21 protein-coding genes and 4 pseudogenes are annotated in these 23,413 nt (G+C 31.8%); 11 read left to right on the plus strand and 14 right to left on the minus strand.

All coding sequences use genetic code 11. The features are described 5' to 3' along the window. Nucleotides 1–357 precede the first annotated feature (357 nt). The gene (locus tag HYI43_11950) at nucleotides 358–1,101 is read left to right on the plus strand and encodes a cyclase family protein (protein UDI79212.1); all 744 of its coding nucleotides are present in this window, start codon (nucleotides 358–360) and stop codon (nucleotides 1,099–1,101) included. 119 nt (nucleotides 1,102–1,220) lie between these two features. On the opposite strand, the gene HYI43_11955 is transcribed toward HYI43_11950, so the two are convergent. Then, nucleotides 1,221–1,991, minus strand: a complete 771-nt coding sequence (locus HYI43_11955) for an inositol monophosphatase family protein (GenBank protein UDI79314.1) — start codon at nucleotides 1,989–1,991, stop codon at nucleotides 1,221–1,223. Nucleotides 1,992–2,498: 507 nt separating this feature from the next. Between HYI43_11955 and HYI43_11960 the strand changes: the two genes are divergently transcribed. From HYI43_11960 to HYI43_11975, 4 genes are all read left to right on the plus strand, one after another. Further along, entirely contained in the window at nucleotides 2,499–3,431 is a 933-nt protein-coding gene (locus tag HYI43_11960) for a histidine decarboxylase, pyruvoyl type (protein ID UDI79213.1), read from the plus strand. A gap of 16 nt (nucleotides 3,432–3,447) precedes the next feature. Continuing rightward, nucleotides 3,448–4,929, plus strand: a complete 1,482-nt coding sequence (locus HYI43_11965; GenBank protein ID UDI79214.1) for an amino acid permease — start codon at nucleotides 3,448–3,450, stop codon at nucleotides 4,927–4,929. Between the two features lie 190 nt (nucleotides 4,930–5,119). Then, nucleotides 5,120–5,587: a bacillithiol transferase BstA gene (bstA, locus tag HYI43_11970; GenBank protein UDI79215.1), complete on the plus strand. Its 468-nt coding sequence runs from the start codon at nucleotides 5,120–5,122 to the stop codon at nucleotides 5,585–5,587. A 36-nt stretch (nucleotides 5,588–5,623) separates the two neighbouring features. After that, nucleotides 5,624–6,010, plus strand: coding sequence for a VOC family protein (locus tag HYI43_11975; protein UDI79216.1), 387 nt, complete (start codon nucleotides 5,624–5,626; stop codon nucleotides 6,008–6,010). Nucleotides 6,011–6,074: 64 nt separating this feature from the next. On the opposite strand, the pseudogene HYI43_11980 reads toward HYI43_11975, so the two are convergent. Then, nucleotides 6,075–6,632, minus strand: a pseudogene (locus HYI43_11980) (GNAT family N-acetyltransferase). Between the two features lie 245 nt (nucleotides 6,633–6,877). Here HYI43_11980 and HYI43_11985 point away from each other — a divergent pair. Continuing rightward, nucleotides 6,878–7,858, plus strand: coding sequence for a ketoacyl-ACP synthase III (locus HYI43_11985; protein ID UDI79217.1), 981 nt, complete (start codon nucleotides 6,878–6,880; stop codon nucleotides 7,856–7,858). Between the two features lie 2,090 nt (nucleotides 7,859–9,948). Here HYI43_11985 and HYI43_11990 read toward each other — a convergent pair. The 8 genes and pseudogenes from HYI43_11990 to HYI43_12025 form a co-directional block, all read right to left on the minus strand. After that, nucleotides 9,949–10,632, minus strand: a complete 684-nt coding sequence (locus tag HYI43_11990; GenBank protein ID UDI79218.1) for a hypothetical protein — start codon at nucleotides 10,630–10,632, stop codon at nucleotides 9,949–9,951. Nucleotides 10,633–10,685: 53 nt separating this feature from the next. Next, nucleotides 10,686–11,390 (minus strand): hypothetical protein, encoded by a 705-nt coding sequence (locus tag HYI43_11995; GenBank protein UDI79219.1) that lies wholly within the window; start codon nucleotides 11,388–11,390, stop codon nucleotides 10,686–10,688. Between the two features lie 446 nt (nucleotides 11,391–11,836). Next, complete coding sequence (locus HYI43_12000; GenBank protein UDI79315.1) at nucleotides 11,837–12,379, minus strand: GNAT family N-acetyltransferase; 543 nt, start codon at nucleotides 12,377–12,379, stop codon at nucleotides 11,837–11,839. 72 nt (nucleotides 12,380–12,451) lie between these two features. After that, nucleotides 12,452–12,655, minus strand: a pseudogene (locus HYI43_12005) (RimJ/RimL family protein N-acetyltransferase). Between the two features lie 131 nt (nucleotides 12,656–12,786). Beyond that, a pseudogene (locus HYI43_12010) lies at nucleotides 12,787–14,212 on the minus strand (zinc-ribbon domain-containing protein). Continuing rightward, nucleotides 14,212–15,300 (minus strand): zinc ribbon domain-containing protein, encoded by a 1,089-nt coding sequence (locus HYI43_12015; GenBank protein UDI79220.1) that lies wholly within the window; start codon nucleotides 15,298–15,300, stop codon nucleotides 14,212–14,214. The pseudogene HYI43_12010 and the gene HYI43_12015 overlap by 1 nt, the downstream one beginning before the upstream one ends. A 258-nt stretch (nucleotides 15,301–15,558) precedes the next feature. Then, on the minus strand, nucleotides 15,559–16,131 hold the full coding sequence (lepB, locus tag HYI43_12020) for a signal peptidase I (protein ID UDI79221.1): 573 nt from the start codon (nucleotides 16,129–16,131) through the stop codon (nucleotides 15,559–15,561). Between the two features lie 118 nt (nucleotides 16,132–16,249). Then, nucleotides 16,250–16,468 (minus strand): hypothetical protein, encoded by a 219-nt coding sequence (locus HYI43_12025; GenBank protein ID UDI79222.1) that lies wholly within the window; start codon nucleotides 16,466–16,468, stop codon nucleotides 16,250–16,252. Nucleotides 16,469–16,691: 223 nt separating this feature from the next. Here HYI43_12025 and HYI43_12030 point away from each other — a divergent pair, with 223 nt between their 5' ends. The 5 genes and pseudogenes from HYI43_12030 to HYI43_12050 all read left to right on the plus strand — a co-directional run bounded on the left by HYI43_12030 (nucleotide 16,692) and on the right by HYI43_12050 (nucleotide 21,209). Continuing rightward, entirely contained in the window at nucleotides 16,692–17,099 is a 408-nt protein-coding gene (locus tag HYI43_12030; protein UDI79316.1) for a YxeA family protein, read from the plus strand. A gap of 23 nt (nucleotides 17,100–17,122) precedes the next feature. Further along, on the plus strand, nucleotides 17,123–17,881 hold the full coding sequence (locus HYI43_12035) for an ABC transporter ATP-binding protein (GenBank protein ID UDI79223.1): 759 nt from the start codon (nucleotides 17,123–17,125) through the stop codon (nucleotides 17,879–17,881). Beyond that, nucleotides 17,871–19,754: an FtsX-like permease family protein gene (locus HYI43_12040; protein ID UDI79224.1), complete on the plus strand. Its 1,884-nt coding sequence runs from the start codon at nucleotides 17,871–17,873 to the stop codon at nucleotides 19,752–19,754. The genes HYI43_12035 and HYI43_12040 overlap by 11 nt, the downstream gene beginning before the upstream one ends. Before the next feature lie 28 nt (nucleotides 19,755–19,782). Further along, nucleotides 19,783–19,977, plus strand: coding sequence for a VraH family protein (locus tag HYI43_12045; protein UDI79225.1), 195 nt, complete (start codon nucleotides 19,783–19,785; stop codon nucleotides 19,975–19,977). Nucleotides 19,978–20,111: 134 nt separating this feature from the next. Continuing rightward, nucleotides 20,112–21,209: pseudogene (locus tag HYI43_12050) on the plus strand (LPXTG cell wall anchor domain-containing protein). Nucleotides 21,210–21,262: 53 nt separating this feature from the next. Here HYI43_12050 and HYI43_12055 read toward each other — a convergent pair. From HYI43_12055 to HYI43_12070, 4 genes are all read right to left on the minus strand, one after another. Then, nucleotides 21,263–21,835 carry a helix-turn-helix transcriptional regulator gene (locus tag HYI43_12055; protein ID UDI79226.1) on the minus strand — a complete coding sequence of 191 codons (573 nt, stop codon included), beginning with the start codon at nucleotides 21,833–21,835 and terminating at the stop codon, nucleotides 21,263–21,265. A gap of 256 nt (nucleotides 21,836–22,091) precedes the next feature. Next, nucleotides 22,092–22,631 (minus strand): TetR/AcrR family transcriptional regulator, encoded by a 540-nt coding sequence (locus tag HYI43_12060; GenBank protein UDI79227.1) that lies wholly within the window; start codon nucleotides 22,629–22,631, stop codon nucleotides 22,092–22,094. Then, on the minus strand, nucleotides 22,594–22,992 hold the full coding sequence (locus HYI43_12065; protein ID UDI79228.1) for a DUF3147 family protein: 399 nt from the start codon (nucleotides 22,990–22,992) through the stop codon (nucleotides 22,594–22,596). The genes HYI43_12060 and HYI43_12065 overlap by 38 nt, the downstream gene beginning before the upstream one ends. Nucleotides 22,993–23,010: 18 nt before the next feature. After that, nucleotides 23,011–23,373, minus strand: a complete 363-nt coding sequence (locus HYI43_12070) for a DUF3147 family protein (protein ID UDI79229.1) — start codon at nucleotides 23,371–23,373, stop codon at nucleotides 23,011–23,013. Nucleotides 23,374–23,413: the final 40 nt, after the last annotated feature.

Genomic DNA, 23,413 nt, shown 5'->3' on the forward strand with positions numbered 1-23,413 from the left:
ACTTGTGATTTCGTCGTACAGCCCCGGCACAGCTGACTAGAACTGAAGCGAGCTTTTCTAAAGCGATGGGTCAGTTCAGTCAGCCACTGCCAATTTTTATTGAACCATTAAGACTTGGAATGTTTAGTCGAGAACGGCACAGCTGACTAGAACTGAATCGAGCTTTTCCTAAAGCGACGAGTCCGTTCAGTCAGCCACTGCCGAATTTTATTGAACTATTAAGACTTTGAATGTTTAGTCGGTTACGGCACAGCTGACTAGAACTGAATCGAGCTTTTCCTAAAGCGATGAGTCCGTTCAGTCAGCCACTGCCAAAAATGAACATATAAATAACAATGACTATTGGAGGTGTTGTACATGCCAAACTATCCATTATGGGTTCAATTAAACCAGTTAAAAGAAGCTAAATGGGTCGATTTAACACATACCTTTGACCCGGAAATACCTCGCTTTAGTGAATTTGAAAAAGGAGAAGTTTCGACACTCTTTACCGTTAAAGAACATGGGTTTTACGTGCAACGTTGGAATATTGTCACACAATATGGCACACACATTGATGCCCCTATTCACTTTGTTGAGAATAAACGTTACTTAGAAGATTTAGATTTAAAAGAATTAGTATTGCCCCTTATTGTCTTAGACTTTTCAAAAGAAGCTGCAGAAAATGCTGACTTCATCGTCACACGTGACCATTTAGAGGCATGGGAAACGAAACATGGGCGTATTGAGGAAGGCACGTTTGCAGCATTACGTACAGATTGGTCAAAACGTTGGCCAGATATCGAACAATTTGAAAATAAAGATGCTGAAGGTAATCAACATTTACCAGGTTGGGGTTTAGATGCCTTGAAGTTCTTAATCGAAGAACGTGGTGTGAAATCAATCGGACATGAAACATTCGACACAGATGCGTCAGTGGATACAGCAAGAAATGGAGATATTGTTGGAGAACGTTATATTCTTGGACAAGACACATTCCAACTTGAATTGTTAACGAATTTAGACCAATTACCAACACGTGGTGCGGTCATTTACGCAATTAGTCCGAAACCCAAAGATGCACCTGGTTTCCCAGTACGTGCATTTGCGATTAAACCTTAATCAATGACACTTTTTAGGCTTGATATTGAGCAATCAAAGCCAAAACTTTCCTAATATTATAAAAATCCTGTCACATCAACCATCACGCGTAAGTACCAGTATGTGGCAGGATTATTTTATTAATACGTTTTTATGATATTGATAATGTCTTCGTGAATATCTGGATGCGCAATAATTGCACCCTTAACGTGATTTAAATCGATAGCGTTCCCTTGAATATCAGTGACAATTAAACCTAACTCTTTCGCATATAATAATTGCGCACTCATGTCCCAAAGATTTGCGCCCATATCGATACTTGCTCCGAAATCCCCTGTAATCGTACGCAATGCACCAATGCCACCAGCACCAATAAATCGAAAGCCGTGTGATTTTGAAATCAATGCCTTTAATAACTCGGAACGTACACGTTTCGGATCAATAGATACCAACGCATCTTTAAGGTGATGATACGTTTCTACATGTAGTGGCACGCCATTAATCGTCACACCTTGACCTTGAACCGCTTTATATAACTTCTGTTGATAAAATTCATATGTATAAGCTAATAAAGGCTCACCGTCATAAAATAAACTTACTATTAAACAATAATCTTTATGTTGTTTCACAAGATTCGTTGTACCATCAATTGGATCTATCGCCCAAGCATAGCCACGGTACATATCAACCTCATGATTACTTTTTTCTTCACCCATAATCTGATGTTCTGGATAATTTTCTTCGATAAACTTAGTGAAATCAGCTTGAACTTCTTTATCGATATTCGTCACTAAATCTAAATCATGTTTTTTTGTTTCAACCGCCACATCATTCAACATCATATCAACCTTACGTGCAATATGTGCTATCCATGCTTCAATACGACAATCAATCTCTTGAATTGCATACATTTTTTTATCACTCACTTCTTAAAATATTCATCCCTTTAAATAATAAGTTTATTTTATTATTAAATTCTATATTCCACTCGACGTATAAGTTAATTCAACTACTACATCTCTTTTATAAACCATATATATGCACTTTCATTAAATATATTACAATACTTATCTTAACGATATCTTAAAATACTCATGAAATAAGAAATTTTTTTATGCATTTTAATTAATCCATTGGTTCAAAGGTATTTCAATTTATAAGTGATATCCCATTATAAGTATTACTATTATGATTAAAATAATCATGATTATTTTAAAAGTTATAAAAATACGAATAAAAATATTTTAAAAAAAATAAAATAAAAAATGACAAAATTCCAATAATAAAGTGACGATATTATTAAATTATTGTTTTTATATATATTTGCAATTGAACTATATAAACAAAGTGTTATTCTTTAAGTGTAAATTAACAACTAGCCAATAACGATATCAATTTTAAAAAAAGAAGGGTTTAAAATGAAACAAGAAGACAAAATTTTAAACAAAGTTGGTATTAATCGAGTTGCTTTGAACAAAGGAAGCAAATATTCCAAAGGTTTTATGGAAGATGGGAATATTGGTGAAGGTTATGTAGCAGGGTTAAAAGTAGATGCTGGAACACGTAAAAAAACCGATGACAATATATTAGATAATATTGTGTCATATGATCGTGCAGAAGCTAAAAATGCTTATATGGGACAAATTAACATGATTACAGCTTCTTCTTTCACTGGTTTACAAGGTTCTACATTAGGTTATGACATTTTACGTAATCCAGAAGTTGATGAGGCTAATCCATTATTCTCAGTTAAACAATGGGATGGCAGTGAGTTACCTATATATGATTCTAAACCTCTACAAGATGCTTTAGTGGAATACTTTGGCACAGAACAAGAAAGACGACATCCATTAACACCTGGAGCTATGTCAATTTGTGCTAATAAAGGTGTAGTAGCTTCTAGACCTGATGAAAATCGCGATTTAAAAGAAGATGAAGGATATGGTGTATGGTCAGCAATAGCCATTTCTTTTGCTGAAGATAATACTACTGGCTCTGATATGTTCGTTGAAGATGCAGGTATATGGAAAGAACCTAGTGAAGAAAAATTAATTGAATATTTAAATGAAAAACGCCATGCTATTGCCAACTCTATAGCTGAGTGTGGTGAAGATAACCATGTAAGATACAAATCTTCATGGATAGGTTTTGCATATACTATGATGGAACCAGGTGAAATTGGTAATGCAATTACAGTCGGCCCTTATTTTACTTTCCCTATTACTGCTATTCCAGATGGAGATATAAATAAACCTGAAGAAAGTTTTTATAGCTTACAAGATATGAATTTAAATGAATGGCTTGAGAAAATGAACTACGGATCTCTTACTAAAAATGGAATTAAATATTGATTCGGAGTGATAGCTCATGTCACAAAATTATGAAAAAATTAAAACTAATAAAAAAGAAGATACTAACTCTAAGAAATTAGGAGTTATGGCATTAACTGCTGTTGTTTTATCTGCGATGGTGGGCGGAGGTATATATGACCTCCCCCAAAATATGGCTGTTAATGCTGGTGCTATTGGACAAATCTTTTCATGGATAATTACGGGTATCATTATGTGGTTCATAGTAAAAAGCTTCATGATTTTAACCGATATATACCCTGAATATAAAACTGGACTTTATCAGTATGTAGAAAAAGGATTTGGTGGTTATGCAGGCTTCTTTACAAGTTGGGGTTATTGGATTTGTGAATGTTTTGCAAATGTAACCTATTCAGTTTTACTTATGGCAACACTAGATTTCTTTTTCCCTGGCAAGTTTACCGGTGGAAATAATATTTGGTCCATCATTGGTGGTAGTATCATTTTGTGGTTAATGAGCTTATTAATTTTGAACGGCGTAAAAGCAGCATCCTCTGTTGAAATAGCTGGAACAATTGGAATGTTGATTACAACTGCAATCTTTCTAGTAGTAATGGCTATTTCATTTAATTGGGGTAATTTTACTACAAATATGTTTGCCAATCACGCTATACCACATCTTAATGATAAAGATTTAGGATCACTACAACATCAAATATCTGCAACAATGATGACAACATTATGGGTATTTGGCGGTGTTGAAGGTGCTGTTGTTTTGTCAGAAAAAGCCAAATCCCAAAAAGATGTCAAAACAGCAACTCATTTAGGTTTCATAATTTGTTTGGTTTTATATGCTTTAGCTTCACTGTTACCTTTAGGTCTAAAAAGTTATGGTGAAATTGCAGCTATGAAGAGCCCTTCATCTGGTGTTTTACTCAGCTTAATTATTGGACCAACAGGTAGGGTTATTATAGCTGTAGGAGTTATTGTAGCTATCTTAGCATCTTGGTTAACTTGGACTTTAATGTTATCAGAAATGCCTTATGCCGCAGCTAAAGCTAAACATTTTCCAAAACAATTTGCTAGAACTAATAAAAATGATATTCCTTATGTTTCTTTAATTACATCATCAATAATAATGGAACTGATAATTATTTTAACCCATTTTTCTACACAAGCGTTTAATACAATGTTAACAATAGTCGGAACAATGACTGTTCCTCCATATTTGTTATCAATATTGTTTTTAGTAAAAAGTTCTTATAAGCAAAATAACTGGCCAGGCCACCATCACTATAAACGTAAAAACACACTTATCATTAGCATCATAGCGTTGATTGGAATCTTATATATGGGAATTTCTGCTGGTATTAAATATACGGTGATTTCTTTCATTATATATGCAATTGGAATTCCATTTTATATTTACGCAAGACATCAGTTCGAACCTAATGAAAAAACATTCACTAAAATTGAAGCAATTTTCGCAACCGGCATTATATTAATAGCGATAGTAGGTGTATTTATAATTTTAATATGATTAAATTCATCTATATATAACGCCCTATAAGTTAGTTTTTCAATCTAATTTATAGAGCGTTTTTTTGTGTCTACTAGTTTATGATATTGCATTCTTTATCCTATTCTTAAATCTGCAACTTGAATAAGTGCTTTTATTAACGGGTAAACTTTCAATAGTCAATTCTTTAAAAATGTGGGAGGAAACGCAAATGAGTACTAAAACAGTCTATGATGTGATTGATACAGGTGTAAACTACTTACTATCGGTTTATGATAATTGGAACGTTGAACAAGTATTAGACAAAGAAAATGATGTATTCCCGAATACGCTACATTGGCAATTCGGCCATGTGTTAACTGTCTTCGATTCAGCTTTATCAATGGGTGGCCAGAACACTGTAGATATCGCCAAATATACGAAATTATTTGGTTATGGTTCTAGTCCTGCTAACTGGGATGGACAAGATGTCCCAACTATTGAAGAAATTAAAAAAGACTTAAAAACGATTCCAGAACGTGTGCGTCAACTTACTGATGAACAATTATCTCAAGCATTAGACCAACCGATTGCTGGTTGTAAAACAGTCGACGAATTATTAGTATTAAATGCCATTCATGTACCATTACACGCTGGTAAAATTGAAGAAATGACACGTGTACTTAAACAGGAAAATTAATTCAATCTTCACAATATATAGTTTGAGGGGATAAATATGAATATAATAGCGAATAGTATTTTTGTAGATAATCAGGAAGAAGCTTTACAATTTTATACAGACGTTCTAGGCTTTGAAAAGAAAATTGACGAACCTGTAGGCGAAGGTTTTAGATGGCTCACTTTAGTGTCCCCTAATCAGCCAGAAGGTGCGCAACTCGTATTAGAACCCAATGGCAATCCTATTGCAGGCGACTATCAACAACGTCTATTTGAAGCCAACATACCTATTACGATGTTTGGCGTGGACAATGTACAACAAACTTATGATACATTAACGCAAAAAGGTGTTCATTTTACCGTTGAACCGACGACAATGGGTAGTGCTAAAATGGCCATTTTTGATGATACATGTGGTAATTTAATTCAAATTGTAGAACAATAAAAAATCAAACGCTTAACAGAGTTTATTACTTCAAACTGTTAAGCGTTTTTTAATATACTTTTACTTACCACTCTGCTTTAACTTTTTCATATTCCTCACGTAACAGACTATACACATAACTATCCGAGAACTCGCCGCGCAAACGTTCGTTACTTCTCAACACACCTTCTTGCGTAAAGCCAAGTCGCTCAGGTATGGCCTTACTTTTCGGATTACGCGTCGACATTTGGATTTCTACACGGTTTATATCGAATTCTTCGAACACGTAGCGAATCAACACTTTTGAGCATGCCGTCATAATTCCCTTTTTCTGAAAATGCTCAGCCAAATAATAACCAATAGACGTACGTTTGTTAACAAGGTCTAAATAATGCAAGCCGATGACACCTACAAGCTCATCGTCATACCATATCCCACAATGAAATCCTTATCCGCATTACTGCGGTTTTTGAATACCATGCTCCAATCCTTATCCGCATCACTGCGGTTTCATTATATATCTTCCGTCACTACGTTTGAATTATTCCAATGACGACTAAATAAACTTTTACTGTGAGCAACTTCAGTTGTATATGTTACAAAATATCAAGAACTCACCTGAATAATCTCGATTCGTATCTATTAATTTGAAAAGTTTATACGCTCACCCATTATTCTAATATTTTTCAACGTCATAAGTTCATACATTTATAAACGAACATTATATCAATCGCTCCAGATATTTTTCAAATTATTCAGCAAATTATATATAATTGCATGATTATAATTAGATTTTATAAAATTGTATTAGTTGTCACATTACTAAACCTCATCTAATTTATTATAGTCAATTAGAAGTGTTATATTTTATATGAAAGGAGTTTTCTTATGAAATCAATGGCAAACATTACGGCACAAGGTTCTTATGTGCCGAAAAAAATAATGGATAATAACGATTTTGAAAAAATTGTAGAAACTTCTGATGAATGGATTCAACAAAGAACAGGTATTATAGAGAGAAGAATAGCAGAAGAAAATGAGTTTACTAGTGATATGAGCTATAAAGCAGTAGTAGATTTGCAAAAAAAATATCAAGTAAATTTGTCAGATGTAGATATGATAATTAATGCAACGTTAACACCAGATTATAAAACACCTAGTGTCGCTTCTTATGTTCAAGCGAAACTCGGTTTAGAAAATGCTGGTGCCATAGATATTAATGCCGCCTGTGCTGGATTTACTTACGGTCTTAATTTAGCGAATGGACTTATTACATCTGGACAAAATAAAAAAATATTAGTTATCGGGTCAGAAACATTGTCGAAAATCACAGATTATACTGATAGAAGTACATGTATTTTATTCGGAGATGGTGCCGGTGCATTTCTTGTGGAATACAGTGAAAATAATACGAGCTTTATAACTAGTAGTGTCGGATCAGATGGAAATAAAGGGCATCATTTATATTGTTCAGAATTATCTAAAGAAATGTTTTCGAATAATCTAGAAAATTCTGGCTACATAGTACAAAATGGTCGAGGTGTATATAAATGGGCAGTTGGAAATGTGCCTAAAATAATTAATGAAACGTTCAAGAAAACAAAATATAGCATTAATGATTTAGATTGGTTTGTTCCTCATAGTGCAAATGCTAGAATGATTGAATCTATTTGTAACAAAGCATCCATAAATAAAAATAAAACGTTAATGAGCCTTGAATATTATGGAAATACTTCTTCAGCTACTATACCTTTATCAATAGATTTAGCCGTTCGTGAAAATAAAATTAAGAAAGGAGATTTAATTTTATTACTTGGTTTTGGTGGTGGATTAGCCTACGCGTCTACCCTTATAAAATGGAATATATAGCTTTAGTACATTACATGTGAAAAATCAATTAAAAAATTAAACATCACATAATTTTTTAGGCAGTGAAAAAAAAACTAGCAGTAGAGCACTCGTCCAAATAAAAGGTCCCCTTGGAAAAGATTTTGAAGAAATTATAAAGGAAACGCTAGGAGAACCAGTAACTATAAAAGAATAAGATTAATAAGCATCCTTCACTTTGCGGTGAGGGATGCTCTTTTTCATTTTTTTGGCATTACTTTCTCATATATTATTTATTTAATAAAGAATAATCACCAGTTGCAAAAATAAATGAAGTGTCACACTAATAATTACAGTAAGAAAATGCAATAATAATCTATTTCTTTAACACACTCATACCTAGCTTTAATAAAAAAATTCCCAATGTATATTACTTGGATAAGAAATATTTTTTAGCATGTGAAAAAGGGAATAGGACAGTGTTCATTTTTAATTCATTATCCTATTCCTAGGCAATTTTGGTATGATAAAACTTCTAATAATCAACTTTTATGTCGATTTTTAAGAAGAGTTGAATAAGTGCATAAATAGGTAAGACCCGAAAAAAATATTAAAAACAATTGTTCTTCTATTGAAGTTAAATACAAAACAATCAAACATACTCCAAACGAAATTAATTCTGTAAAAATAATATTACTCAAAATATTTTTTAAAAAATTATAACTATAATAAAAGGTGCAAATAAAAGTAAATATATACAATAATATTATAATCAGAGTCGGAAAATTCAGTGTGAAATAATTAGAAATTTTCAAACCCAACCCTACTAATAAAATAATTGGAATTATACCTATATATATAAAATTAGAACTAGGAATATCCATACTTTTTTTAAATTCATACATATCAAAATTTGAATTGTTCTTTTTCTTTAAAAATTCTTTATTAATGTCATTGATTTGTTTTAACTTATTATTAACGTACAAATAAAATGGGAGTGTTAATATAATAAGTAAAAATGAAATACATAAAAATACTATATATGAATTTTTATTATTAATGTGTGATATACAATAATCAAGAAATTTGTTAATTCTCAAAATATAATAACTACCTAAACACAAAAGAACTGTAATAAAGAACATATGCTTAGATTCCACAAATTTTTCTCCTTAAGTTTATTTAGTATGCTCACCAATTCATTAATTCTCTTAAGTAAAGAGACTTAACTTAACAACCCTTCTAATTTCGATATTTAAATTATCCAATTATTTAATTGCAAACTTATTTTGTTGCTCTTAGTTTAAATACTTTCAGTAGTATATAACTATGATAAGAGATTAATATTTATTAAGTACAAAATAATAAATTTTTAAATGATATATACAAATCAATACTTTTTATTATTATTAATACCTTGCATTAATCTTAATACAAAAACAATAAATATAATTCCAAAAATTACCGCAAATGTATAATCATTTCTTACTATAAATATTATAGTGGAAACAAGAAATATTAAAATAATTAATAACCTTAGTAACATTCTTGACATATAATCACTCCTGTAAATCATTTAGTTTCTTAAATTATAAATTTACTTCATGATAAACATCTTATTTCATTATCACTAATTTCCCTCTCAACTCTCAGTATACTCTTACAATTATTTTTTGTGAATACAATCACAATATGTCGTTTAATAATCATTTAGTTGTTGTTGCCTAGTTTACTTTATAGCATAATTTTTACTAGCTATCTCAAGAACTCATTTCTTTATATGAATTAAATGAATATCATTGTAATAATATTTAAATATATGTCGTCTAATTCTTGTAGAATTTTAAAAAGACTTCAACCATTAGGCTAGGATATAATCGCCGGAAAAAATAGCCAGTAAATAAGTTTTTATGAGTTCATTAACCAGCTTGTTTATTTATAATAACTCGTATTGTTCGCTTTCTTAATGGGGATAGCTTCAGCCTTTAGTCTTCAGCTTGTCCTATTCCTTCAAAAATAACTAACAATAAAAAAGTTTTATATAATCGCTTTCTCAGTTCAACTGACTACTAAAAATTTACAATGTTTTCGATTTTAGCCCACATGTTTATTAATTTATACAATATAATGTATTAAAATTCCGACTCATTAGATGTCTTTTTATATTTGTGAGCATACTTTGATGCCACAATTTTGATAATAATCATGGCTACTCCTAGTATAGCTGCTAATAAATAAGACGCGCCGCTTAATTCTTTTACAAGTAAACTTCCTTCCCTATAACCAATGCCACCTTCATCGGTATATATTTTAGTATTAGTATCTAACATTATATCAATAGCATAAACTGTAGTGCCCGTCGTGATTATAATCCAAGGCATTGTATTCAATAACCCCCAGACGTTAGTTCGTTTGAAAAAAGGCAAGAAAATCAATAAATAGGGAAATAAAATAAATATCGCTGCAAAACCAAAAGTTAATATAATAATCCAGAAAAATCCCGTCGTAAGTAGGTAATAACTTACAACTTGGATTACACCCAATGTTACTAAAATAAAAAATAATAAACTTAATAGGTATTTTAATGGCCCATCCAATTTAGTAGCTATTTTATCGTATGTATCCAATTTTTTTGATTTACGATAAATGAGTGAACTTAATCTTTTAATCATCTCAAAGTAAAGAATAGCAATAATTATAAATAGCAACATATCTTTTCCTAAAAGGCCAAACACACCCTCTACAGTTATCATAAATTCTTTTATCGGATCTTCGGGCGATGTTTCCATAGCGTAATCCCCTAAAATGAATATCATAATGCCTCCTGTGTATAGATTACTTTATTATTTTAGTGACTTCTTTCATCAAATTATTGCTTATCCAACGTTTGATATGTAATACAAGCTTGAATATATAGAGCTAACCATAACTCATCAGGATATTTACCATCGTTATTCACTGTAATTTGGTTTTGTTCTCCGCGCTTATTTGTTTTTTCGCTTTTCTTATAATCGAGTGACGTACGTTCCGCTGATAAAATAATATGACTGTGCTCGTCTTTTATCACTGTAGAATGGAATCGATCTGGATTCTCAAAGCGATAAGTTTCCTTTGCTTTATTGACAAAGCTATATGGAAATAGACGTTTGAAGCCACCTTCTTTTAGCATTTTATCTTTTTTAAAAGTACCTATTTCTTCTCCATCTAACAGTACTCGATACATGGCATTATTAGTCATACCTTCGACGCGTTCAATAATAACTGAATGGTCATCGGATCTAACTTGTGTGCCGTGTAACGGTTTCAAACCAAACATACTTCTCGTCTTTTGACTATTATCCTTGTAATAAGGAATATGACATAATCTTTCTTTACCATATATAGGAATATATTGCTTATCTAAAATCATACCTGGTGCTTGGTAAAAATACTTCCCATTACCATATCCACTATGGTCAATATGGTCTAGTTTATCCTCGCTGTACGTTTGTTGAGATTTCTTTCGAATTGCATTAATAATCAAGTAACCTACACCTAAGATGACGATTAATACAATTAAACCCGTGATTTTCATATGAAACTCCTCAAAATTTGACTTTATTAAGAAATCACTTACATCTCTATCATACAGTTCTTTTATTTCAGAAAAAATAGTATAAATTAAAAAATTTAGATAAATTTAATATTTATTTGATTTTAATAAATAAAACTATCTTTTTTAGTATTGATTATAAACTAAACGCTTAGAGGAAACACTCCCCTGTTAGTGACCACAGTCTACCTTCTCCCAACAGACTAATTTTTCGATAAATAAATACGACCAAAACATCAAGTTGTTTCAGTCGTATCAATGATAGTTATGATTAATTATATCTTTTTCCAACTTAATCACAGGACCTACATATTAAATTCAAATTAAATAGCCTTCCAAAAAAGCTAATAAAAAAACATTACACTCACAGTAATATACTAACGTTTTCTTATTTAATAACCAGATTACTTCTATTAAGTAAGCAATGCTTAATTATAATATTCTTCTCTTAACAGACTATACACATAACTATCTGAAAATTCACCTTTTAAACGTTCGTTATTTCTCAAAATACCTTCGTATGTAAATCCAAGTCTTACTGGTATAGCACGACTTTTCTTATTTTTAGTAGACATTTGTATTTCGATACGATTAATATCATATTCTCCATATACATAACTAATTAAAGCTTTAGTACATTTAGTCATGATTCCTTTCTTTTGAAAGTTATCTGCTAAATAATATCCAATCGAAGTTTTTTTATTAACTAAATCTAAATAGTGCAATCCAATGACTCCAATTAGTTCTCTATTACTCCATATTCCACAATGAAAACCGTCGCCAGTGATAAATTGTTGTAATGCTGACTGAATAAAATTTTTACTATCTTCCACTTTAGTTGTATATTCAACAAAAGGTAGAAATTCTGCTAGGTACTCACGGTTATTATCTATTAATTCAAATAACTGTTCTGCTTCACGTTCCTCTAACACTTTTAATTTAATATCTTGATCTACTTGATAACCAAAAATCATAATAATGCCTCCCCTAATCAATTATTATTGGATATTCTAGGTAAAAAAACGCTACTAAAGAAGATATGGAAAGCCGTCGCCACGCGTAAATTGTTCTAGTGCCGACTGAATAAACTTCTTACTGTGCGCAACTTCAGTTGTATATTCGACAAATGGCAAGAACTCACCTAAATACTCACTATTGCTATCTACTAATTTGAAAAGTTGATCCGCTTCACGTTCTTCTAATATCTTTAACGTCACATGCTCATTTACTTCGTAACCAAACATCATATCTATCGCCTCCAGCTTAAATTTTCAAATTATTCGGTAAATTAAATATATAATAGCATAAATGTAATTAAAATCTAATATAAAACAAGACTGAGCAATTAAAATCAATTGCTCAGCCCTTTGTTCAATTATTAATAACCTGAACCGACTTTTTCGCCATCTTTATCATATTCTGTTACATAACCATCGTCAGTATCAACAGTATATGATCCGGCTAAATCGCCGTCTTTATCAGTAAATGAGAAGCCCCATTTACCATCATCTGTTTTTTCTGGTTCTTTATAAGTATACGTATCTGTATCTAATTTATGACCTTCATATGATTCTACTTTATCAATGACATTGTCACGAGTCACTTCGCCTGAGCTTGAATCAGAACTTGAATCATCGTCACTATCGTCATCAGATTCAGCATCCATTTTATCATCTATATATTTATCAATTTGGTCATCATCAAATGTTACTGTAACATCTTTAACATCCTCATCGCCTTCACTTGAGCTAGTAACATTAACAGAATCAGATTTGAATGTTTTACCTTCATATGTTCCTTCAGCATAAACAGTTACTTCATCATCTGGATCATATGGTCCATAGGTTTCAGATGACGATTCACTACCAATTTCTTTATCATTAGCATAGATTTTCACATTATTTAACATGTAACCACCATCTACACTAACTGTGAAACGTTTCTGTTTAAATGATTCATAAGCTGTTGCATCATCATCGCTCATATCTATCATTAAGGCACCTTTGAATTTTTTACCATCAATTGTTTTCGTTGCTTTTAAATTGTAATCTCCAATTGGAAATGTACCGAGTGTCTTGTTCTCATCTTCTTCAACTGTTGTAGTCCGTTTCTTGCCATTGTATTCATACGTGATATCACCACTATCACTTGGATAAATACTCACTGACTTTTCTGGTACTTTAAATTTATAATTATCGAAGAACAAGAATTTTTTGCCTTCTTTTGAAATATTTAATACATCTTTGCCATTTGCATCCACTGACAAGTTACTATAATGTTTATCTTTAACTTCTTTTGCACTTTGTTCTACATTACTTCCAACATTATTTAAATCATCTTCTTTTTTGATGTAATTTAAATATGCACGTGCTTCTTGATTACTTAACATGATCGCTTTCCGTTGTTACTTCTTTCGCTAAAGCTTTTTCATCATCTTTTTTAATTGCATGAGCAATATTTGAAGCTTGTTTTTCTGGTGAAAATTGACTCTTCAACACAGCAAATAATGCAATTAAAGCAATAAGTACTACCGCTATAATTGCGATAATAATCCACATTTTCTTATTATTACCTTTTTGAGATGATTGATATTGCTCTTGCGTATGTCCATATTGGTTATGATGCGTTTGAGAGTGGTTACGTGAATAAGTTTCTTGTCGTCCGTGATTGGAAGATTGTTGTTGACTATTATCTTGATGTGCATTCGAATGATTACTTTTAGACTGTTGTATTGGCGCACCACAATTCGTACACACTTTTACACCTTCACGAAGGGGTTGGCCACAGTTACTACAATATTTCATTAATAAATCGAGCTCCCATCAAATAGATTATTAAACTCACTTAGCAAGTTACCAAAGATTTGGTTAAATAAAGATTCTCCAAAAATAGTTACAAATAAGAAGAAAATAATGATATAGATAATTACACCATAAAAACTAGAAAATCTAGTATCATGATTCGCACTATATTTAGCAATCATATACACACCTGAAACTACGATTAACAGATTAGATAGCATAAATAATGCTCCACCAAAGCTGTACGAATTTGCAAACATTAAAATAAGTGAAATAACTAGTACTGCCACTGACACAGTATTAATAAGCACAAAATCAGACAGTACTTTTCTAAATGTAATTGGTTGTCTCACAACTAATCGAGTAATACCATACGTCGCGCCTATAATTACCGCTAAAAATACAATAATGCCAATAATGACTGAAGAAATTATTGTACTCTTAGGTGTTTCAAACATTGCAATTGATGAGGGTATAGCTAGTGCTAATAAAATTGCCACTACTAACAATCCAATAATTAATAATGATAATAATAATTTAAAACTAAATGCTTGATGACTTTTAAGAACTTGGTCTGGTGCTACAAAAGCACTTTTAAAGAACCCTTTACTTTCTTCAGTTACTTCTTTAGCATGGTTGCTGAATTGACCTGCTTGTTGTGATTGTTGTGGGTCTGAATAAGACTGGTTATATTGTTGTTGCTGATTGTGATATGTATTCGTAGTATTACTTTGAGGTTGTTGATATTGATTTGGATGCTGTTGATACATATTATTATGAGGTTGTTGCTGATGTGAAGTTTGTTCTGGTGTGTTTTCAAGATGATTATCATTAACCGCGTGCTCATTACTTTGATGTTTATGTTGTCGTGAATAGATTGTATTTGATTCATTACTTTCTTGAGGTGAGTTAGTGATTTTCTTATCTGAGTCCGGTGTATTTGAATCGTTCTGATGCCCATTTTCTTTAGCATTTGAAATATCTTTTTCCACAGAACTTATAGTTTGAGAACGTCTTTCTATCTTATGACCACATTCTCCACAAAAAGAATCGTTAGATTCTATAGGATTTCCACAATTTGGACATTGCATATGATTACCTCCAATTTATTTAATTTTATAATCTTCAAAAAGTATATCATTTAATTTGTATTGTTTTCTACATTATTTATATTTTTTTATCAAGAAGGACATATATTTACCATTTATAATATATACTTTACGATAATTAATTCTTAAAATTAAAATTGCATTGTTGTATTTATACAAAAAAATTGCCGATAAAGCCTCAGACTTTATCGACACTATAAACTATTATTAACTTTACCTAATATTCAATGAGATATGGTTTTAGAATGTACCTGGATTAAATCCAGTTTTCCATTCATTAAATGGCCAATATCTTAATACAACTTTACCAACGAGTTGTTTTTTATCTACTAGTCCAACTTCGGCAAAACGGCTATCTACACTATTTTGTCTGTTGTCACCTAATACTAAATATTTGTCTTTAGGAATTTTATTTTTGCCATTTGCGCCATTAAATTGACTAGTTTTTAATGAACCTGTTAAGTATTTACCTTGTTTGTGTTTCTTATTGTAATCTAAATAAGGTTCTGATACTTTTTTGCCATTTACATATAATTGGTCACCTTTATACTCAATTTTATCACCTGGTGTACCAATCACACGTTTAATAAAATCGCGTTGTGCATCTTCATGGAAGACAACGACATCTCCGTTATCGATATGATTTAATGTTTTAGATATTTTACTTACAATTACTTTATTTCTATCTTGGAATGTTGGATACATTGAAGATCCAGATACTGTATATGAAGTTCCAATAAATTTTAATACTATGCCTACGACTAAGAGGGCGACACCAATGGCGACAACCCATTCCATTATTTCTTTTTTCAAATTAACCCCGCCTATCATCTTTTATAAACATAATTTACTTTATCACAAATTTATTGCAATGTCGTTTCACTCATCTTTAAATACGGTAACGTTATTACATTCAATCTTCTTAAGAAGGTTACGTACGCTTTGTGTAATGGCCTATTACTAAATTGATAACTAACCAAACAGTTTGACAGATAATAGGCATTGCAAATAATCCTATCGATACAAATACTAATTCAATGACTTCATCAATTGTTTGTACGTTTCCTAATATAGCACCACCTGTAAATCCTACAAAACAGAGTAACCAAAATATAGTCGCAATCAACCATAACACCCACGAGATTCTCATATATCAACGTTCCTCTCTAACATTTTGGTAGCTTCATCGTATCAAACCTTCCATAAGATTACTATTCAAGTTATTACATTTAAGTATGCCTTCTTACTTATATTTTCAAAAAATAATTCAACCTTTCATATTCGTAAGAAATGACGACGACTTTGTAAGGTTAGATAAAGGCAGTACTGATGCAATCCTCCTACAATTATAAGTGTAATAGAAACAAGGAGTGATGATATTGAAAGCCTTAAGAAACATATTCATTGCAGTTGTGATTATTGCAATTGTTATTATCGGAGGACTATTTGGATTAAATGCCTATTCTAACAAGCATCCCAATAACACTTCAGTCAATGCATGGAACAAATTGAATCCTTTGGCTCCAACATATGAATATTACGTCAAGACTCAAAAGCCATCAAAAGTGGAAGTCATTGATAAAGAAAAAGACTTCTATATCTATCATTACAATCAAACAGGTTACACCAAAGATGGTAAATCTAAAAAAATTGACTATACCGCTTCTAAAAAATTAAAACAAGATCATTACTTAGTTGTAAGCGAAAAGTCTCACATTATCCAATCATATGAAGAAGTTAAAAAATCAGAAATTCCAACTAAAGCTAAAGAAAAATTATAAAACAAACAAGGAGTGCGATGGACATGCCAATTTTAAACGTCAATCATTTATCAAAAGTATACGGAAGCAAACAAAAATATAAAGCTTTAAACGATATCAACTTTTCAGTGGAAAAAGGAGAATTCGTCGCCATTATGGGACCTTCAGGTTCAGGTAAGACAACCCTCCTCAATGTTATTAGTTCGATTGATAGTATTTCTGGAGGCACTGTTGAAGTAAGTGGCAATGAAATCAATCAACTCAAAGATAAGCAGTTAGCACAATTTCGTAAGAAAGAACTTGGATTTATCTTCCAAGATTATAGTGTTTTACCTACTTTAACCGTTAAAGAAAATATTATGTTGCCACTATCTGTTCAGAAAGTGAGTAAAGATGAGATGGAACAAAATTATAAAGAAGTCACGGAAGCACTTGGTATTTATGATTTAAGTAATAAATACCCAAGCGAAATATCAGGTGGTCAGCAACAACGTACTGCAGCTGCACGTGCATTCGTTCATAAACCTTCTATTATCTTTGCCGATGAACCTACAGGAGCACTTGATTCGAAAAGTGCGCAAGATTTACTCAATCGTCTTGAAGATATGAATAAGCGATTCAATAGTACGATTATTATGGTAACGCACGACCCATCCGCAGCAAGTTTCGCAAAACGTGTCATTATGTTAAAAGATGGTAATATTCACTCAGAAATCAACCAAGAACACAAAACCAAACGTGACTTTTATGATGAAATTATTCAATTACAGTCAGCCTTAGGTGGTGTCGCAAATGACATTTAATCAAATTACACTCAAAAATTTAAAAAGTAATTTTAAAAATTATGCACTGTATTTATTTTCACTTATTTTTAGTATTATTTTGTATTTTAGCTTTGTTACTTTGCAGTACACACATAGTATCAATAATGGGGGTTCTCCTAAAGTCATCCAAGAAGGTGCTAAAGTGGGAGCAGTCTTCCTATTTGTGACGATTATCATTTTCTTAATGTATGCAAACCAATTATTTGTTAAACGTAGAACACGAGAATTTGCGCTATTTCAACTCATTGGTTTAACACGACAAAATATTTTAAGAATGCTAGCTGTTGAACAGTTTACATTCTTTATTATCACAGGCATCATAGGTATTTTAATCGGTATTGTAGGTTCTGAGATTCTACTTAATATTTTAGTGAAAATGATGCATTTGAAAGTAGATGTATCGATAGGCTTTGAATTACCTGCATTGATTCAAACGATTGTGATGCTTGTACTAGCGTTTATCTTGATTATGTTTCAGAACTTCCTTTTCCTAAAAAGAAGAACCATCCTGTCAATGATGAAAGACAGTACAAAATCAGAAGCTACTAAAGCCAAAATTACTGCGCTTGAACTTATTGCCGGCATCTTAGGTATCGTGATGATCATATTAGGATATTACATTTCTACTGAGATGTTTGGTAAGTTCGAAGGATTAACGATGGTCTTAATCACACCGTTCTTAATTCTATTTCTAACTGTTGTAGGAGCATATCTATTCTTTAGAAGTTCAGTGTCTATCATATTTAAATCACTGAAAAAGTCTAAACATGGACGCATATCAATTACAGATGTTGTATTCACTTCATCAATCATGCATCGTATGAAGAAAAATGCGATGTCACTTACCATTATTGCGATTATTTCAGCTGTAACGGTAACAATTCTATGTTTCGGTGCAATTAGTAAAGCCAATACGAATTATATGATTCAAGTGTCATCTCCTCAAGATGTCAACTTTGCTAAACCACAATCTGCTCAAAAATACGAAAAATTATTAGAACAGCATCATATTCAATATGACACTAAAACATTTGAAGGTAGTAATACTAAATTGCTTAAAAATGATGTATTAAAAAGTAAAACAAGCAATGGAATGCAAAATGCTGGTGCCGTTGTAATGGCTGATAAAGATATTAAAGGTAATCATGCGACAGTAACCAATTTACAAGGACCACTTTCTGGTATGGTAAGTGTTCATCTGAATCATGATATGACCCTTCAAGGTCAGCAAAAAATAACATTAAATGTGAATCAAAAAAATGAAAATGAAGTGATTCCATCGAATGTTTCTGTTGGTGGTCCCGTCTTAAAAGTGAGTCCAGACAATTACAATAAATTGAAAATGAAGGACCAACAATTGCATCATTACGGTTTTAATATCAAAGACCATAAAGACCTCTCTAAAGCGGAAAAACTAGCTAAAAAAGTAAGTCCAAATGTTGATATTAAAGGCGATACAGTAAAAATGCTTGATGAAAGTAACGGTATACTAATGTTTGTTACTTCATTCTTAGGATTAGCTTTCTTAATCGCAGCTGGGTGTATTATCTATATTAAACAAATGGATGAAACTGAAGATGAAATTAATAATTATCGCATATTAAGACGTATCGGTTTCACTCACACTGATATGACCAAAGGTTTAGCATTAAAGATTTTATTCAACTTCGGTTTACCTTTAATTATCGCTTTATTACACGCACTATTTGCTGCAATGGTATTTATGAAGCTGATGGGAGAATTCTCTCCTACACCAATTATCATTGTGATGATTGTTTATTCACTCGTTTATCTTATCTTTGCAGCCATATCATTTATTCATGCAAATCGAATTGTAAAACATTCTATTTAAATTATTGAGATGAAAGGACGTTGTTCAAATGAATATTAAAGAATTAATTCGCAAATCTTATGAGGATTTATTAAGTTTAAAAGTCAATTGGTTTAATGGTCTTATGTTAGTACTAATGGTCTTTATCTTAAGTAGCATTGCGACACCATTTATTGGTGTGCCGGTAGGCTTACTTGGTGGCGGTTACATTTTAAAACGCTATGAAGACAAACAAGACAACTAATCGTCAATTGCAAAGTAGATTGGGAGTAGGACTGAATTCAATAGAATTCTGTCCTACTCCTTTTTGCTACTTATTTTATATTTATGACCATTTTATATTAACTTTGTTTTTTATTTTATATATTTTATAATTAAATTAATCGTGGGGATAAAATTGTATATCAAGTTTGGTTAGATACAACGCACTTAACACCTGAGAATAAAATTAATAAATTAGGCATTACTGATGACTATGATGAAACAAGCATAGCTGTTCAAAGTATTCATGCTTATGACGGTATTACTGGACAAGACGTTACAAACTTATTTGATATCACAGATGAGAATGGTGTTATCACAGCTACTTCGAAAGACAGTTTAGTCAAAGACCATGTGCTAGATAATGCGCAAATGCCATTTGGACGTTACTACAAATTAGATATTGTCGGTGTTATTAAAGACAGTGCTAAAGCTAACAAAGACATTACTAACGTAGCAAATCAATCTGTTAAATTCTTTAACCCAGCCAAAGGTGGCAATGAGGTTCCACCTCCTAAACCATCAGAAAAACGTGTTAATAAAGTAAAACCAGTACCAGTAAACTTTGAATTCAAAGTGACTAAGAAACTGGAAGGTGGTCAACTTAAAGGTGGCGATTACACATTCATCTTAACTGATATAAACAACCTTGATCATGCAGTACAATTAGCAACAAATGATGCAAATGGTAAAGTGAATTTCTTACCAATTAAATTCAATAAAGTGGGCACTTACCTTTACCAAATCTCTGAAAAAGTGAGAACAGACACAAATATTGCTTATGATACTATGTCTATCAAAGCAACAGTGGTCGTTACTGAAAATCCAGAAACTGGTGATTTACAAGCAACTGTCACTTACATCAGTTCAGGCGGTAAATCAGCCGGACTACATGATACTGAATTTAACAATACTGTTATACCACCAGTACCACCAAAGCCGAGCAAACCGCCTTACGTACCGCCACATCATCCACCTAAAACACCGGGTAAACCTCCAGTTAACCCGCCAGGTAATCCACCTGAAAAACCAGGTGTACCACCGACACATCATGTGCCACCAACACCTGAACAACCAAATCAACCGAAACATCTGCCTAAAACTGGTAGCAAAGATGATAATAGTAATAAATCATTAATAGCTACAATGTTTGCTAGTCTAGGTAGTGTATTATTATTGGGTAGAAGAAGACGAGATGAACAGAATTCAAATTGATAACATTTAAAAGACCTAAGAAGCAATTGCGCTTCTTAGGTCTCTCTAATTTATTATGGTAAAAATTTAAATGATACATATATACTCAACCAACATATGATTACAAATGCGCCTACTACAAAGATAAATGATAAGATACTCGTAATGAAATTGCGTGTTTTAGTAGTCTTAACTTCATTAGGATCTTGACCATTCATAAATGCTACGATTCGATCGTAATTATCCATGCCATTTTTGTATTTAATTTTATCGACTTGCGTACTACTATATAAACCTACAGAAAAAATGACATAGGTAATCGCTACGCCCCACCAACTCAAATAAAATAAAAGTGGTCCTATTAAAACACATGCTAATAACATACAAATGAGCATCATCCACGTCCAAAAATCCATGTCTTTTTTAATTTCTTCATGTCCCATACGTTTCACATCTCCTTTGACAAGATCATCTAATGAAACATTAAATAAGTTACACATCATTAATAAATTATGGATATCTGGATAGCTTCTTTCATTCTCCCAATTAGAAATCGTTTGTCTTGAAACATATAATTTCTCAGCTAGGTACTCTTGGGAATAATTTTCTTTTTCTCTATATTTTCGAATTTGTTGACCGATTTCCATTACCCATAACTCCTTAACCATTTAGATTAATCTTGCCTAGAATAGAAGCAAGATAGACGTTAATAGTCGTATCTCACTTCAACTCCATAGAAACGTCTCTGTATATAAAAAACTACCAAATTTCTTTGACAATCGCATCTTTTTCATTGTCAAAATCCTTTTACATACTGCTATATCAACATTTACAAGACTTCCTGACGTCTAAAAAAAGGAACTACGCTATTTATTAAAACGCAGTTCCTCTTGCTATAAGATATTATTGATTAAAAGATTTTAAGATAACGTCTAGCATTTTTTTAATATATGCTTCATCTAAAGTTTCAGGTTTAATTAAAATATTAAAATAAATTGGTGAGAAAATCATATCTATAAATAAATCTTGATCCTCTTCTTTTATGTGATGTGCTATGATAGATTTTAATAATTTTCGGTTATTTTTAAAATAACCCTTCATAAACAATTCACGTGCTTCAACTTGTTGATTACTAATTAATATTTCAATAACCGCACGCCCTAAATTCGTTTTATAAATTTCCATTATTTTAAATAAGAATTGATACAACCCCGTGTGTAGATCTTTATTTTCATTTTCAAAAATTTGGGCTCTACTAACGAACATATCTACAATAATTGAAGATTTATCTTTCCAACGTCGATATATTGTAGCTTTAGACACACCTGTGTTTTCAGAAATTTGATCAATAGTGATGTCTCTAAAATGTGTCGTAGCCAACATTCGATCTAATTCATTAAAAATTTTATGATTGATTGTCGGATCTTTTGGTCTTCCAGCCATGTTTTCCCCTTCTTAAATGCGAAATAAATTCAACCGCTTCAAAAATAATTACTGCACTTACAAACCATGCAATAAATCCAATAACAATACTAAGTAGCCATTGATTAGTATAATATAGCATTCCCCAAGTTGCTAATATACTAATAAGTACGCCCGTCATGCCAAAAACTGCACCTCTACTTACGTGTTTAGCAATAACATCGCCATGTTGCATACCTGTTATAAATAAAGATACTAAGAACACTGCCGGTAATGTAGCAAAGACGCCTCCTAATTCTTTCCATGGTAAGATGACTGAGATAATATAACTCAGCGTCACTGCTAATCCACCTACTAGAAATTTAATTATTGCCAATTTCATTGAAAATGCCTCCAAATATTATGAAATATGTCTTACTGCAAAAATAGCAAGCGAAATGACAACCCAACATACAAATGCAAATGCGGTGCCTTTTTTATAATCTCGTTTACTAATATAGATAGATGTTAAGAAAACAGTAATGATACATGAAATAATGCCTATTACCGCACCAGCACTAAGATGAATGGACATTTGAACAAGTTTATCGCCATGATGGTCTATTGCTAATGCAATAATAGCAGCAAGGTAGACTGCCGGCATTGTTGCAATGATACCACCCATTTTACCGCCTACTTTTTCAGCCATAATCGAGGCAATGGCTACAGCAAGACCTCCAATCATAAAATGGAGTATCGCACTAGAAATTGATATTCCAAACACTTACAAAACCTTCTTCATGAATTATTAAACGAAACGTATC

This window comes from Staphylococcus taiwanensis, from assembly GCA_020544305.1.
GTDB classification, from domain to species: Bacteria; Bacillota; Bacilli; order Staphylococcales; family Staphylococcaceae; genus Staphylococcus; species Staphylococcus taiwanensis.

Bases quoted from the DNA above. Each gene is read 5' to 3' on its own strand.
- HYI43_12060 (UDI79227.1), bottom strand. From the start codon at position 22,631: ATGGCTGGAAGACCAAAAGATCCGACAATCAATCATAAAATTTTTAAT.
- HYI43_11955 (UDI79314.1), bottom strand. From the start codon at position 1,991: ATGTATGCAATTCAAGAGATTGATTGTCGTATTGAAGCATGGATAGCA.
- HYI43_11990 (UDI79218.1), bottom strand. From the start codon at position 10,632: ATGATATTCATTTTAGGGGATTACGCTATGGAAACATCGCCCGAAGAT.
- HYI43_12045 (UDI79225.1), top strand. From the start codon at position 19,783: ATGAATATTAAAGAATTAATTCGCAAATCTTATGAGGATTTATTAAGT.
- bstA (UDI79215.1), top strand. From the start codon at position 5,120: ATGAGTACTAAAACAGTCTATGATGTGATTGATACAGGTGTAAACTAC.
- HYI43_12015 (UDI79220.1), bottom strand. From the start codon at position 15,300: ATGCAATGTCCAAATTGTGGAAATCCTATAGAATCTAACGATTCTTTT.
- HYI43_11995 (UDI79219.1), bottom strand. From the start codon at position 11,390: ATGAAAATCACGGGTTTAATTGTATTAATCGTCATCTTAGGTGTAGGT.
- HYI43_11950 (UDI79212.1), top strand. From the start codon at position 358: ATGCCAAACTATCCATTATGGGTTCAATTAAACCAGTTAAAAGAAGCT.
- HYI43_12040 (UDI79224.1), top strand. From the start codon at position 17,871: ATGACATTTAATCAAATTACACTCAAAAATTTAAAAAGTAATTTTAAA.
- HYI43_12035 (UDI79223.1), top strand. From the start codon at position 17,123: ATGCCAATTTTAAACGTCAATCATTTATCAAAAGTATACGGAAGCAAA.
- HYI43_12055 (UDI79226.1), bottom strand. From the start codon at position 21,835: ATGGAAATCGGTCAACAAATTCGAAAATATAGAGAAAAAGAAAATTAT.
- HYI43_12025 (UDI79222.1), bottom strand. From the start codon at position 16,468: ATGAGAATCTCGTGGGTGTTATGGTTGATTGCGACTATATTTTGGTTA.
- HYI43_11960 (UDI79213.1), top strand. From the start codon at position 2,499: ATGAAACAAGAAGACAAAATTTTAAACAAAGTTGGTATTAATCGAGTT.
- HYI43_12030 (UDI79316.1), top strand. From the start codon at position 16,692: ATGATATTGAAAGCCTTAAGAAACATATTCATTGCAGTTGTGATTATT.
- HYI43_11975 (UDI79216.1), top strand. From the start codon at position 5,624: ATGAATATAATAGCGAATAGTATTTTTGTAGATAATCAGGAAGAAGCT.
- HYI43_11985 (UDI79217.1), top strand. From the start codon at position 6,878: ATGAAATCAATGGCAAACATTACGGCACAAGGTTCTTATGTGCCGAAA.
- HYI43_11965 (UDI79214.1), top strand. From the start codon at position 3,448: ATGTCACAAAATTATGAAAAAATTAAAACTAATAAAAAAGAAGATACT.
- HYI43_12065 (UDI79228.1), bottom strand. From the start codon at position 22,992: ATGAAATTGGCAATAATTAAATTTCTAGTAGGTGGATTAGCAGTGACG.